At 70.8% G+C, this 12378-nt stretch carries 9 protein-coding genes; all 9 read left to right on the forward strand.

Going from position 1 to position 12378, the window contains the following annotated elements:
* The first annotated feature begins 27 nt into the window (after window positions 1-27).
* The 9 genes from VPH46_RS11255 (at window position 28) to nagZ (ending at window position 12177) form a co-directional block, all read left to right on the forward strand.
* Complete coding sequence (locus tag VPH46_RS11255) at window positions 28-969, forward strand: D-alanine--D-alanine ligase (RefSeq protein ID WP_125961448.1); 942 nt, start codon at window positions 28-30, stop codon at window positions 967-969.
* Window positions 966-1946 carry a cell division protein FtsQ/DivIB gene (locus tag VPH46_RS11260; RefSeq protein WP_416611280.1) on the forward strand — a complete coding sequence of 327 codons (981 nt, stop codon included), beginning with the start codon at window positions 966-968 and terminating at the stop codon, window positions 1944-1946. Before VPH46_RS11255 ends, VPH46_RS11260 begins: the two co-directional genes overlap by 4 nt.
* Before the next feature lie 11 nt (window positions 1947-1957).
* Window positions 1958-3217, forward strand: a complete 1260-nt coding sequence (ftsA, locus tag VPH46_RS11265; RefSeq protein WP_416611282.1) for a cell division protein FtsA — start codon at window positions 1958-1960, stop codon at window positions 3215-3217.
* Between the two features lie 112 nt (window positions 3218-3329).
* Window positions 3330-4820 carry a cell division protein FtsZ gene (gene ftsZ / locus VPH46_RS11270; RefSeq protein ID WP_416611284.1) on the forward strand — a complete coding sequence of 497 codons (1491 nt, stop codon included), beginning with the start codon at window positions 3330-3332 and terminating at the stop codon, window positions 4818-4820.
* Window positions 4821-4958: 138 nt separating this feature from the next.
* The gene (locus tag VPH46_RS11275) at window positions 4959-6926 is read left to right on the forward strand and encodes an SPOR domain-containing protein (protein ID WP_416611286.1); all 1968 of its coding nucleotides are present in this window, start codon (window positions 4959-4961) and stop codon (window positions 6924-6926) included.
* Window positions 6923-8092, forward strand: a complete 1170-nt coding sequence (locus tag VPH46_RS11280) for a deoxyguanosinetriphosphate triphosphohydrolase (RefSeq protein WP_416611288.1) — start codon at window positions 6923-6925, stop codon at window positions 8090-8092. The genes VPH46_RS11275 and VPH46_RS11280 overlap by 4 nt, the downstream gene beginning before the upstream one ends.
* A gap of 237 nt (window positions 8093-8329) precedes the next feature.
* Window positions 8330-10054 carry an arginine--tRNA ligase gene (gene argS / locus VPH46_RS11285; protein ID WP_416611290.1) on the forward strand — a complete coding sequence of 575 codons (1725 nt, stop codon included), beginning with the start codon at window positions 8330-8332 and terminating at the stop codon, window positions 10052-10054.
* A complete protein-coding gene (locus tag VPH46_RS11290; protein ID WP_416611292.1) occupies window positions 10054-10803 on the forward strand; it encodes an SPOR domain-containing protein in 750 nt (249 codons plus the stop codon). The genes argS and VPH46_RS11290 overlap by 1 nt, the downstream gene beginning before the upstream one ends.
* A gap of 366 nt (window positions 10804-11169) precedes the next feature.
* Window positions 11170-12177: a beta-N-acetylhexosaminidase gene (gene nagZ / locus VPH46_RS11295; RefSeq protein WP_416611294.1), complete on the forward strand. Its 1008-nt coding sequence runs from the start codon at window positions 11170-11172 to the stop codon at window positions 12175-12177.
* The last annotated feature ends 201 nt before the right edge of the window (window positions 12178-12378 follow it).

Genomic DNA, 12378 nt, shown 5'->3' on the forward strand with positions numbered 1-12378 from the left:
TCTGGCCGCGAGCCAAGGAGTTTCCCTGTGACCGAGCGCACCCTTCACATCGCCGTGCTGATGGGCGGCTGGTCGGCCGAGCGTCCGGTGTCGCTAATGTCGGGCACGGGCGTCGCGGACGCGCTGGAGTCGCTGGGTCACCGCGTGACGCGCATCGACATGGATCGCGACGTGGCACTCCGCCTCGCCGAAGCGAAGCCCGACGTAGTCTTCAACGCACTCCACGGCTCGCCCGGTGAGGACGGCACGGTGCAGGGCATGCTCGACCTGATGGGCCTGCCCTATACCCACTCCGGGCTCGCCACCTCGGTGATCGCGATCGACAAGCAACTCACCAAGCAGGCGCTGGTCCCGCACGGTATCCCCATGCCCGGCGGCCGCATCGTTGCGACCGAGGAGCTGTTCGAGCGCGATCCGCTGCCGCGCCCCTATGTGCTGAAACCCGTCAACGAGGGCTCGTCGGTGGGCGTCGCCATCGTCACGGACGAGGGCAACTACGGCAACCCGATCGCGCGCGACGCGACCGGCCCCTGGCAGGAGTTCGACGAACTGCTCGCCGAGCCATTCATCCGTGGGCGTGAGCTCACGACGGCGGTGCTGGGTGACCGCGCGCTCGCCGTGACGGAGCTGCGCCCCAAGTCCGGCTTCTACGACTTCGACGCCAAGTACACCGAGGGGCTGACCGAGCACGTCTGCCCGGCGGAGATCCCCGAGGACATCGCCGAGGCGTGCAAGGCGATCGCGGTTGCCGCGCACCAGCGGCTCGGCTGCCGCGGCGCGTCACGCTCCGACTTCCGCTGGGACGACAGCCAGGGCGTCGAGGGCCTGTTCCTGCTGGAGGTCAACACCCAGCCGGGCATGACCCCGCTCAGCCTGGTGCCCGAACAGGCACGCGCGGTGGGCATGTCCTATCCGCAGCTGGTACAGTGGATCGTCGACGAGGCCCTCACCCACGGAGCGACCGAATGAGCCGTGCAAGTTCCCGGCGCCCGGCACCGGCGCGCACGGTGAAGCCCAAGCGCCGTCCGCAGCCCAAGCGCCAGCGCCGCGCCTCGATCCTCGACCACGCCGTGGCCCGCGTGCCCGGCGGCGAGGCGACGGTGCGCAAGGCGGCGGCCTGGGGCATCACCGCGCTCGTCGGCGGGGCTGCGATCGCCGCGGCCGGGTGGCTCGGCGTCTTCGGCCTGGTCGGCACCGCCATGGCCGAGGGGATCGGCAGCCTCGGCTTCCGCGTCGCCCAGATCGAGGTCACCGGCCTCAAGCGCATGGACGCCAATTCGGTCTATGCCGTGGCGCTCGACCAGCGCTCGCGCGCGATGCCGCTGGTGGACCTGAACGGCACCCGCGACCGCCTGCTCGAATACGGCTGGATCGCCGATGCGCGCGTGTCGCGGCGGCTGCCCGACACCCTCGTGATCGACGTGGTCGAGCGCGATCCCGCCGCCGTCTGGCAGAACAACGGCCAGCTGATGCTGATCGACCACAAGGGCGTGCTGCTCGACGAGGTACCCGCCCACGCGATCCCGCGCCTGCCGCTGGTGATCGGGGAAGGCGCCAATGCGCAGGAGCCGGCCTATCAGCGCCTGATCGCCGCCGCGCCGGCGCTCCGTCCGATGGTGAAGGCCGCGACCTGGGTCGGCAATCGCCGCTGGGACCTGCTGTTCCAGTCGGGCGAGACGCTGGTGCTGCCCGAAGGGGAAAAGGCCGCAGCAAACGCGCTGGTGAAGTTCGCGCAGATGGATGGCACCATGGGCCTGCTGGGCAAGGGCTATGCCCGGTTCGACCTGCGCGATCCCAGCAAGCTGGTGGTGCGCATGGCGCCGGGTGCCGCGGCCACGCCCGCGGCCGACGATGCCGAACCCGGCAACGCGGCGGAAGGTGCTGCGCCGGCCGGCCAAGGCAATGAGACGGGCAGCGTAGAGACAGGCAGCACGGGCGTCGTTTAAGGGGTAGGGCGATGGCTAAAGTGACACCGGAAGGACTGATTACCGCACTCGACATCGGATCGTCGAAGGTGTCGGCGCTGATCGCGCAAAAGGGGGACGGCGGCGAACTGGTGGTGCTCGGCACCGGCCAGCGCGAGAGCCGCGGCGTCAAACGCGGCTACATCGCCGACATGAAGGCGACCGAGACCGCGGTGCGCGAGGCGGTGGAGCAGGCGGAGCGCATCGCCGGCCTCAACATCGAGGACGTGTGGGTCAGCTTCTCGGCAGGCGGCCTCCTGTCCGACATCGTCAAGCTGGAGGTCGACCTGGGTGGCCATCGCGTCGAGCAGTCGGACGTTGACGCGCTGCTGAAGGCCGGCCGCAACGCCATCGATCCCGGTGCGCTGATGGTCATGCATGCCCAGCCGATGCGCTATTCGTTGGATGGCCTGGGCGGCGTGCGCGACCCGATGGGTCTCCACGCCGACCGTCTAGGCGTCGAGATCCACGTCGTCGCGACCGAAGGCTCGCCCGTCCGCAACCTCGACCTCTGCGTCCGCTCTGCGCACCTGGAGGTGAAGTCGATCATCGCCGCCCCCGTCGCGACGGGCCTTGCCTGCCTGTCCGAGGAAGAGCGCGAACTCGGCGTCGCACTGGTCGAGATCGGCGCGGGCGTCACCAACGTGTCGGTGTTCGCCAACGGCGTGCTCACTGGCCTCGCCTCCATCTCGATGGGTGCCGCCGATATCACCGACGACGTCGCCTCCGCCTTCGGCACCGGCCGCAATCAGGCCGAGCGGCTGAAGTGCTTCTACGGCTCGGCCAACATGAGCCCGCGCGACAACCACGACATGATCGACGTGGCGCCGGTCCGCCCTGACGAGGACGCCGAGGGTACGCGTATCACCCGGGCGCAGCTGATCGCGGTCATCCGCCAGCGGCTCGACCGGCTGATGGCAGAGATCCAGAAGGAACTGCGCAAGCTGAACTTCGACGATCCCGTCGGGCGTCAGGTGGTGCTCACCGGCGGCGGTGCGGAGCTGAAGGGCATCGCCGACTATGCGCAGCAGGCGCTCGGCCGCACCGTCCGTGTCGGACGTGCGCGCGGGTTGACCGCGCTGCCGGAGGCGCATTCGGGTCCGGGCTTCGCGACGCTGGCGGGTCTGGCGATGTTCGCGGCGTCCGATCCGGTCGATCTCAGGGCGATCCAGCCGACCCATCAGGTGGTCACCCGGCCCAGTCCGATGGCGATGTTGCAGCGCCTGATGGCCGCCTTTCGGACCAACTATTGAAGATTCGCTACGGATGGTGCTGATCGGGGGTAGATGCCCCCAAGCCGTTGGTGCAGAAGAAACTAGTTAGGCGGTTGCTGGCCAGCGGCCGGCCCGCTTCGGGAGATCAGGAATGAGCATCGAATTTCTTCCGCCGGACCTCGACGATCTGACGCCGCGCATTTCGGTGATCGGCGTCGGCGGGGCGGGCGGCAACGCCATCGCGAACATGATCCGCGCCGAAGTGCAGGGCGTGGAATTCCTGGTCGCCAATACCGACGCGCAGGCGCTCAAGCAGTCGGACGCGCCGCAGCGTATCCAGCTGGGCGTGAAGATCACGCAAGGCCTGGGCGCCGGCAGCCGGCCGGAGATCGGCCGCGCCGCGGCTGAGGAAACCATCGAGCAGGTCCAGGAAGCGCTGCAGGGCGCACACATGTGCTTCATCGCGGCCGGCATGGGCGGCGGCACCGGCACCGGTGCAGCCCCGGTGATCGCCAAGGCGGCGCGCGAGATGGGCATCCTGACCGTCGGCGTGGTCACCAAGCCCTTTTCGTTCGAAGGCAAGAAGCGCGCCCGCTCGGCCGACGCCGGGATCGAGGAGCTTCAGAAGTACGTCGATACCCTGATCGTCATCCCGAACCAGAACCTGTTCCTGATCGCCAACGCCAACACGACCTTCAAGCAGGCGTTCGAAATGGCGGACGAGGTGCTGCAGCAGGGCGTGCGCGGCATCACCGACCTGATGGTCATGCCCGGCCTCATCAACCTCGACTTCGCCGACGTCCGCTCGGTGATGCAGGAGATGGGCAAGGCGATGATGGGCACCGGCGAAGCCGAGGGCGACAGCCGCGCGATCGAAGCCGCGCAGAAGGCGATCGCCAACCCGCTGCTCGACGGCGTCTCGCTGAACGGCGCCAAGGGCGTGATCGTCTCGATCACCGGCGGCGACGACATGCGCCTGCTCGAGGTGGACGAGGCCGCGAACCACATTCGCGAGCTGGTCGACGACGACGCCAACATCATCTGGGGTTCGGCGTTCAACCCGGAGCTCGAAGGCAAGATCCGCGTGTCGGTGGTCGCCACCGGCATAGAGGCAAGCTCGCCCGCGCAGCAGGCGGCGATCGCCGCCGAACCGGCGCGCACCTCCTTCTCCTTCGGCGGCAGCCGTCGTCCCGCTCCGGCGGGCGAGCCGCAGGCGGTCGAGGCTCCGGTCCAGCCGGCAGCCCAGCCCGCACCGGCCCCGCAGGCGGCAGCGCCCCAGGTCCAGCCGGTCGCTGCCCCGCAGCCGGCACCCCAGCCCGCGCCGCAGCCGCCCGTGGAGGATGCCGACGAGCTGGTGCTCGGCGCGGACACCATGGTCCCGCAGCAGGCCGCTGCGGCTCCGGCTCCGGCGCCCACGCCGTCTGCCGACGAGCCGCGCCCCGGCTTCGAGGCACGTCGTCGCTGGCTGACCCCGGGCACCGAGGCGGCAGCCGGCGAGGAGCAGGGCAGCGGCCGCAGCCGTCCGGGCGGTACCCTGTTCGAGCGCATGGCGAACGCCGGTCGTGCACCGGCACGCGGGGACGAGACGGCCAAGGAGCCGCTCGACATCCCGCGCTTCCTGCACCGCCAGAACAACCAGTAAGGCCGGTGGCCGGGCGCCTCCCTGGGTTGCCCGGCCATCTCCCCGCACGCAGTTCGTCCCCTGGGGGCATCGTCTGGTCGCCTGGTCAGCGGCGCACAACTTCCGTATTCCGCTCGCGCCTCTAAGGTGGCTGCACCCATGAACCGTTTCCCGACCACCGGTCGCGGGGCGTTGCTGCCAACGCTGCTCGCCGCCTCCTGCCTCGCCCTGGCGCAGGCGAGTCTGCAGCCCGCATGGGCGCAGGCGATCGTCCAGCAGCCGACCCCGAACGCGGACCGCCTGTCCGAACAGATGCGGATCCTGGCGACCAGTCCCAACGACCTCAACGCCCTGATCGAGGCCGGCCGCCTGAGCACACGCCTCGGCGACCCGCAGGCATCGGTGCAGTTCTTCGCCCGGGCGGAGAAGGTGGCGCCCGGCGATCCGCGCGTGCTCGCGGGACGCGCCTCCGCGCTGTTGTCGATGGAGCGGCCGGGGGAGGCGATGCGCCTGTTCGCCGCGGCCGAGCGCGCGGGTCTGGCGCCTCGTTATTTTGCGGCCGACCGCGGGCTCGCGTTCGACCTGCTCGGCTATCCCACCAACGCGCAGCGCGATTACCGGCTCGCGCTTTCGGTCGATCGGGATGACGAGATCGTCCGCCGCCTCGCGCTGTCGCTGGGCATCACCGGCGACGTCCGCGCGGCTAACCAGCTGCTCGACCCGTTGCTGCGCCAGAGCGACCGTGCGGCGTGGCGCGTCCACGCCTGCGTCCTCGCGATGCAGGGCGATGCGGCCGGGGCCGACCGGATCGCCGCCACCATGCTGCCGGGCTTCGGCACGCAGCTTGCCCCCTTCTTCCGCCGCCTGCCGTCGCTCTCGCCGGCCGATCGCGCCTTTGCCGTGCACTTCGGCCGCCTGGGGACCACGCCCGCCCGCATCGCCGATGCCCGGCTCGCGCCCCCGATCGTGCCGGCACCGCGCGCCGAGGCGCCCGTCGCCGTGGCCGCGGCGACTACGGCCGTGCAGCCGGCCCAGGCGGCCACGCGCACCCGCAAGCTGTCTCGTCGGGAACGTCGCGAGGCCGCGGCCGCTGCCCGCCGCGAGACCGAGGCCCGCCAGCGCGAGGCCGAACTCGCCGCCGCGCGCAAGGCGGAGGCCGATCGCGTCGCCGAGGCGGCGCGCGTGGCCGAAGCCGCCCGCGCCGCCGAAGCTGCACGCCTCGCCCAGGTCGCGCGAGCGGCCGAAGCGGCCCGCACCGCTGCAGCTGCCGAGATGGCCCGCCGGGTCGAGGCCGAGCGCGTCGCCCAGGCGCAGCGTGCCGCAGAAGCTGCCCGGCTCGCCGAGGCGCAGCGCCTGGCGGAGGCCGCCCGGCTCGCCGATGCGCAACGGGCAGCTGCTGCGGCCGCCGCGCAGGAGGCGCGCGACGTCGCTGCCGCCGAACCCAGGCAGGTCGCCTCGGCGCCCCAGCCGCCGGCGCCCGCGCGCAGCGATGCCGCCGCCGCGGCGACCGACACCACGCTTGCGACCATCATCCGCAACCTGACGATCCCGGCGACCGAGCTGGGCGTCGCGCCGCTGCCCTCCGCCGCGCCCGCGCCCGCACCGGTGACCCCTGCCGCCACGGTCCCCGCTGCGCCCCCGGTTCGTGTCGAGCCCGCCCGGCCCGAGCCCAAGCCGACGCCTGCTAAGGCTGCCGCGGCACGCGAGACGGAAAAGCCCGCCGCCAAGGAGCCGGCAACCAAGGCCAAGGATGCCGCCGCAAAGCTCGGCAGCGCCAAGGCGGCAAAGGACGACCCCAAGGCCGCGACCGCAAAGGGCAAGGCGAAGACCCCGGCCAAGCCCGATCCCGTCAAGCGCGATCCTGCGCGCACCTGGGTGCAGGTCGCGGGCGGCGCCAACAAGGCGGACCTGCCCAAGGCGTATCGCACGCTGGGTGCCAAGGCGGCGGCGCTCAAGGGGCGCGCGGCGTGGACCACCCCGCTGCGTGCCACCAACCGGCTGCTGGTCGGCCCCTTCAAGACCGACGACGAAGCGCAGACCTTCGTCAACACGCTTGCCAAGCAGGGGCTCTCCGCCTTTGTCTGGGCCAGCGAACCCGGACAAAAGATCGAGCAGCTTCCCAAGTGACCAGACAACAGGCGCCCTGGGCGGCGGACCCTCGGGCGCACGGCGGACGCCTGCGCGACGAGGGCAACGAGACCGCGCGCGGCCCCCGCGACGCGTTTCAGCGCGATCGCGACCGCATCATCCACTCGATCAGCTTCCGGCGCCTGCGTCACAAGACGCAGGTGTTCATGGCGCCCGACGGCGACCATTTCCGCGTCCGCCTGACCCACAGCCTGGAGGTCGCGCAGATCGGCCGCGCGATCGCGCGCGCGCTGGGATTGAACGAGGATCTGACGGAGGCGCTGTGCCTCGCGCACGACATCGGCCACCCGCCGTTCGGCCATGCCGGTGAGGATGCGCTCAAGGACGCGCTGATGGGGGCAGGCGGCTTCGACCACAACGGCCACACGCTGCGAACCTTGACGCGGCTCGACAGCCCGTATCCCCGCTGGCGAGGGCTCAACCTCACCTGGGACACGCTGGAGGGGCTCGCCAAGCACAACGGTCCGATCCGCCGCCCCGGCTGGGCACTGGCGGACGTGGACGCCGCCTTTCCGCTGCGGCTGGGCGAATGGTCCTCGCTGGAGGCGCAGGTCGCAGCACTCGCCGACGACATCGCCTATGACAACCACGACATCGACGACGGCCTGCGCGCCGGGTTGCTGACGTTTGACCAGATGCTGGGCGTGCCGATCGTCGCGGAGCGCTGGGACGAGGTGCGCGCGCAATTCCCGGACGACGCGCCCGATCGGCTGGTGGGCGAGCTGATCCGCGCGCAGATCGGCGCCATGGTCAACGACCTGATCGCCGAGACCCGCCGCCGCATCGCCGACGCGGGCGTGCAGAGCGTCGCGGACGTGCGCGCCTGCGGCCGCTGCCTCGTCGGCTTCTCCGACAAGGTCCGCGATCAGGAGCGTACGCTCAAGCGCTTCATGTACGCCAACCTATACCACCACCCATCGCAGCTCGCCGCCGCGGATGCCGCGCGCACGGTGGTGACGGGGCTGTTCGCCGCCTACCGGGCCGACCCGGCGCTGCTGCCCGACGGCTGGCGTGCCGATCTCCCCAACGACGAGCCCGGCCGCAGCCGCCACATCGCCGACTTCATCGCCGGCATGACGGACCGCTTCGCCATCGCCCGCTACCGCGAGTTGGTCGGGGAGGTGAGCCTGCCCGAGGGGTTCTGACGGGGGGCTCCAGTCCGCCCCAGCCCGTTTGTCTCGAGCAGGGATCGAGCTTGTCGAGAGCCCGTGTCGAGAGAGCCGCAGTCGATTTCTCGATACGCCGTCTCGACAGGCTCGACGGCTACTCGAAACAAGCGGGAGGGGCGTAGCGACCCCTGATCCCACTTTCGTCAGGATGATGGTTCAAGCGAACGGAAAACTCCTCTACAGCCGCGCCTGATTTTCATCACCGGGATGCCCATGACGCTGTACGCACGCTTTGCCGCCCATCTCGATGCCGCCCTCGACGCGCTGGTCGCGGCGGGCGACCTGCCCGAGGGGCTGGACCGACGCGCCGTCACGGTGGAGCCGCCGCGCGACGCGAGCCACGGCGACCTGTCGACCAACGCCGCCATGGTGCTGGCCAAGCCTGCGCGCACCAATCCGCGCGCGCTCGCCGAAAAGCTCGCCGCCGAACTTGGCAAGCTCGACGCCGTGGCCGAAGTGTCGGTGGCCGGCCCCGGCTTCATCAACCTGACGCTGACCGACGACACCTGGCGCGACGAGCTGCGCGGGATCATCCAGGCGGGCGGAGACTATGGCCGCTCGACGATGGGGGCGGGGACCACCGTCAACATCGAATATGTCTCGGCCAACCCCACCGGTCCCATGCACATGGGTCATTGCCGCGGCGCGGTGGTCGGCGACGCGCTCGCCAGCCTGCTCGAGTTCGTCGGCCACAAGGTGATCCGCGAATATTACGTCAACGACGCCGGCGGCCAGGTCGACGTGCTCGCGCGCTCGGCGCATCTGCGCTACCGCGAGGCGCTAGGCGAGACGATCGAGATCCCCGAAGGCCTCTACCCCGGCGATTACCTCAAGCCGATCGGCGAGAAGCTCGCGGCCGAGCATGGCGCCCGCTTCGTCGACGCGCCCGAGAGCGAGTGGCTGGCGATGTTCCGCAAGGAGGCCGTCGCCGCCATGCTCGTCATGATCAAGGACGACCTGGCGCTGCTCGGCATCCACCACGACCTGTTCTCGTCCGAGGCCGAGCTCCAGGCGGCGGGCAAGCCCGAGGCGGCCGAGGCGTGGCTGCGCGAGCGCGGCCTCGTCTACGACGGCGTGCTCGAAGCCCCCAAGGGCGAGACGCCCGAGGACTGGGAGCCGGTCGAGCTGCCGCTGTTCCGCTCGACGCAGTTCGGCGACGACCAGGATCGCCCGATCAAGAAGTCCAACGGCCAGTGGACCTATTTCGGCGCCGACCTCGCCTATCACTTCCAGAAGGCGCAGACCGCCGACCAGCTGATCGACATCTGGGGCGCCGACCATGCCGGCACCGTCAAGCGCATCGTCGCCGCCGTCCAGGCGCTGACCGAGGGCAAGGTCCGCTTCGACGTCAAGCTCGTCCAGATGGTCCGCCTGCTGCGCGCCGGCGAGCCGGTGAAGATGTCCAAGCGCGCCGGCAATTTCGTGACGCTGGCAGACGTGGTGAAGGAAGTCGGCAAGGACGTCGTCCGCTTCACCATGCTCACCCGCAAGGCGGATGCGCAGATGGACTTCGACTTCGCCAAGGTGGTGGAGGCGTCGAAGGACAATCCGGTCTTCTACGTCCAGTACGCCCATGCGCGAGTCGCCTCGCTGCACCGCCGCGCGCGGGAGGCGGGGATCGAGTGCGACGCAGTCGACCTGTCCCGGCTTGACGCAACCGAGCTGCGCCTGGTGCAGCGCGCGGCCCAGTTCCCCCGCGTCGCGGAAGCTGCGGCGACGGCGCGCGAACCGCATCGCATCGCCTTCTATCTCTATGATCTGGCTGCGGAATTTCACGCCGCCTGGAACGTCGGCAACGACGATCCGTCGCGCCGCACGCTCCAGCCGGACGATCCGGCGCTCACCTGCGCGCGGCTTTTCCTGGCCGACGCAATCGGGCAGATCATCCGCAACGGGCTTGCCGTAATGGGGGTCGAGGCCGTCGAGGAGATGCATTGATGGCCGAACGGCTGGCGACGGGCATGCACGCACGCGACGAGGATCGCCTGCCGTGGCTGGAGAGCGTCGAGCCCCCGCCCGAGGCGACCGCCTCGCTGTGGCGGGTGCTGCTGCTCGTCCTGGTTGGCATCGCCGTGCTGGGCGGCGTCATCTGGGCGGCGCTCAACTTCGGCGCGAACGTGACGGGCGGCGGCGGTGGCAATGGCGCGATCATCACCGCGGAAAAGGGCCCGTACAAGGTGAAGCCGGACCAGCCCGGCGGCATGGAAGTGGAGGGCACCGGCGATACCGTCTTTGCGACCAGCGAAGGCCGGGACGCGGGCGCTGCGACCGTGGACCTGAGCAAGGTGCCCGAGGCGCCGGTTCTGGGTCAGGCGGCACCGGCACAGGCGCCCGCCGCGGCCCCGTCCGAGGGTGCGGCCAAGGTGGTGGCAGCGGTTCCGGCCTCCGCCGGCCAGCTCCAGGCCCGCGCGCCCGCCCGCCAGGCGGCAGCGGCCCCGGTCCGCACCGCCTCCGGCTCGGTGGTCCAGCTCGGCTCCTTCCCGGAGGCAAGCGTCGCCAACAGCAGCTGGCAGCGGCTCACCAAGCGCTTCGGCTATCTCGCCCCGCTCACCCCCTCGATCGAGCAGGCCGAGGTCAACGGGAAAACCGTCTACCGGCTGCGCGTCGACGCGGGCGACGCTCCCAAGGCGGGCGAACTCTGCGGCAAGCTCAAGCTCGCCGGCGAAGGCTGCTACATCGCCCGCTGACGGCCAAGCCGCCGGCCTGTACCCCGGCGAAGGCTGGGGGCCAGTTGGGTGGCCGAAGCGAAGACGTGGCGCACCCCGCCACCGCTTCTCGCCAGTGTCGTAGGCCCGACGGGGTCAAACCCGCCGTGCTCCTGCGAAAGCAGGAGCCCAGGGTTCCAAGCACCGCAAGGCGTTGGTCTGCTTGGCCCTGGATTCCTGCTTTCGCAGGAATACGCGCGTGGCCAAGGACGGCGGCGCCCGTTCCGCAGAAGTCACGCCTTCGCGGGAGTACGCCCCTCTCGAAGGCGGGCTCGCTCCGCAGATGCGCGCGACGAACCCCGCTCCCAGGGTGTTCTAATCCCGCCCCCAAGTCGCTAGGCAGCGGGCATGAAGCCCGTGATCTTCGGCCTGTCCGGCCCCGCGCTCACCGACGGTGAAGCCGCCTTCTTCCGCGATGTGGAGCCGGCCGGCTTCATCCTGTTCGGCCGCAACGTCGTCGATCGCGCGCAGTTGCGCGCGCTCACCGACTCGCTGCGTGCGCTCACCGGCCGCGACGACCTGCCGATCCTGATCGACCAGGAGGGCGGGGCGGTCTCCCGCATGAAGCCGCCCGAGTGGCCCGCATTTCCTGCCGGTGCTGCCTTTGCCCGGCTGTGGGACGTCGCCCCCGCTTCGGCGATCGAGGCGGCGCGCGCCAATGCCGAGGCGATCGGGCACACGCTGGCGGAGGTCGGCATCACCGTCAACTGCCTGCCGCTGCTCGACGTGCGCCAGCCTGACACCACCGCCGCCGTTGCCGAGCGCACCTATGGCGCCGATCCGCTCCAGGTGGCGGCGATCGGCCGCGCGGTGCTCGACGGCCTCGCCCGCGCTGGCGTGGTCGGCGTCGTCAAGCATATGCCCGGCCACGGCCGCGCGGTGGTCGACAGCCACCTGGAGCTACCCGTGGTCGACGCCGACGCCGCGGCACTGGAGCAGGATATCGCGCCGTTCCGTACCTTGGCGAATGCGCCGATGGGGATGACCGCGCACGTCGTCTACCGCGCCTGGGACGCCGAGCGCCCCGGCACCCTGTCACCGACCGTGATCGGCGAGGTGATCCGCGGCCGCATCGGCTTCGACGGGCTGCTGATGACCGACGACATCGACATGAAGGCGCTGTCCGGCACCGCGGGCGAAAAGGCCGCCGCTGCAATCGCCGCCGGCTGCGACCTGGTGCTCGACTGCTGGGCGCGCATGGACGAGATGGTCGACATTGCCGGCCGCCTCGGGGAGATCTCGCCCGAAAGCCGCGAGCGCCTCAACCGCGCGATGGCGAGCGTCACCCGCCCTGCCGAGGCAGCCGACATCGCTCCCCTGATCGCAAAGCGCGACGCCCTCTTGGCGCTCGCCTGAACCAAACGCGCTGCTCCTTCTTCGTACCCGGGCGAAGGCCAAAGCCCAGTTGGGAAGGCGGCGGTAAGGGAGCGCAACCCACCGCCAGGACACCGCAACTGGGCCCCGGCCTCCGCCGGGGTACAGGTTGCGCGTCAGATCAGTCGCCTGCGATCCTCAGACGCGCAGGATGCCGCCCCCTCTGGCAATCCCCTGACGAAG

The organism is Sphingomonas sp. MJ1 (PH-R8) (genome assembly GCF_048058635.1).
In the GTDB taxonomy this organism is placed as follows: domain Bacteria; phylum Pseudomonadota; class Alphaproteobacteria; order Sphingomonadales; family Sphingomonadaceae; genus Sphingomonas.

Excerpts from the sequence above, each read along its gene's own strand:
- VPH46_RS11260 (WP_416611280.1), top strand. The coding sequence starts at position 966 with ATGAGCCGTGCAAGTTCCCGGCGCCCGGCACCGGCGCGCACGGTGAAG.
- ftsA (WP_416611282.1), top strand. The coding sequence starts at position 1,958 with ATGGCTAAAGTGACACCGGAAGGACTGATTACCGCACTCGACATCGGA.
- argS (WP_416611290.1), top strand. The coding sequence starts at position 8,330 with ATGACGCTGTACGCACGCTTTGCCGCCCATCTCGATGCCGCCCTCGAC.
- ftsZ (WP_416611284.1), top strand. The coding sequence starts at position 3,330 with ATGAGCATCGAATTTCTTCCGCCGGACCTCGACGATCTGACGCCGCGC.
- VPH46_RS11275 (WP_416611286.1), top strand. The coding sequence starts at position 4,959 with ATGAACCGTTTCCCGACCACCGGTCGCGGGGCGTTGCTGCCAACGCTG.
- VPH46_RS11290 (WP_416611292.1), top strand. The coding sequence starts at position 10,054 with ATGGCCGAACGGCTGGCGACGGGCATGCACGCACGCGACGAGGATCGC.
- nagZ (WP_416611294.1), top strand. The coding sequence starts at position 11,170 with ATGAAGCCCGTGATCTTCGGCCTGTCCGGCCCCGCGCTCACCGACGGT.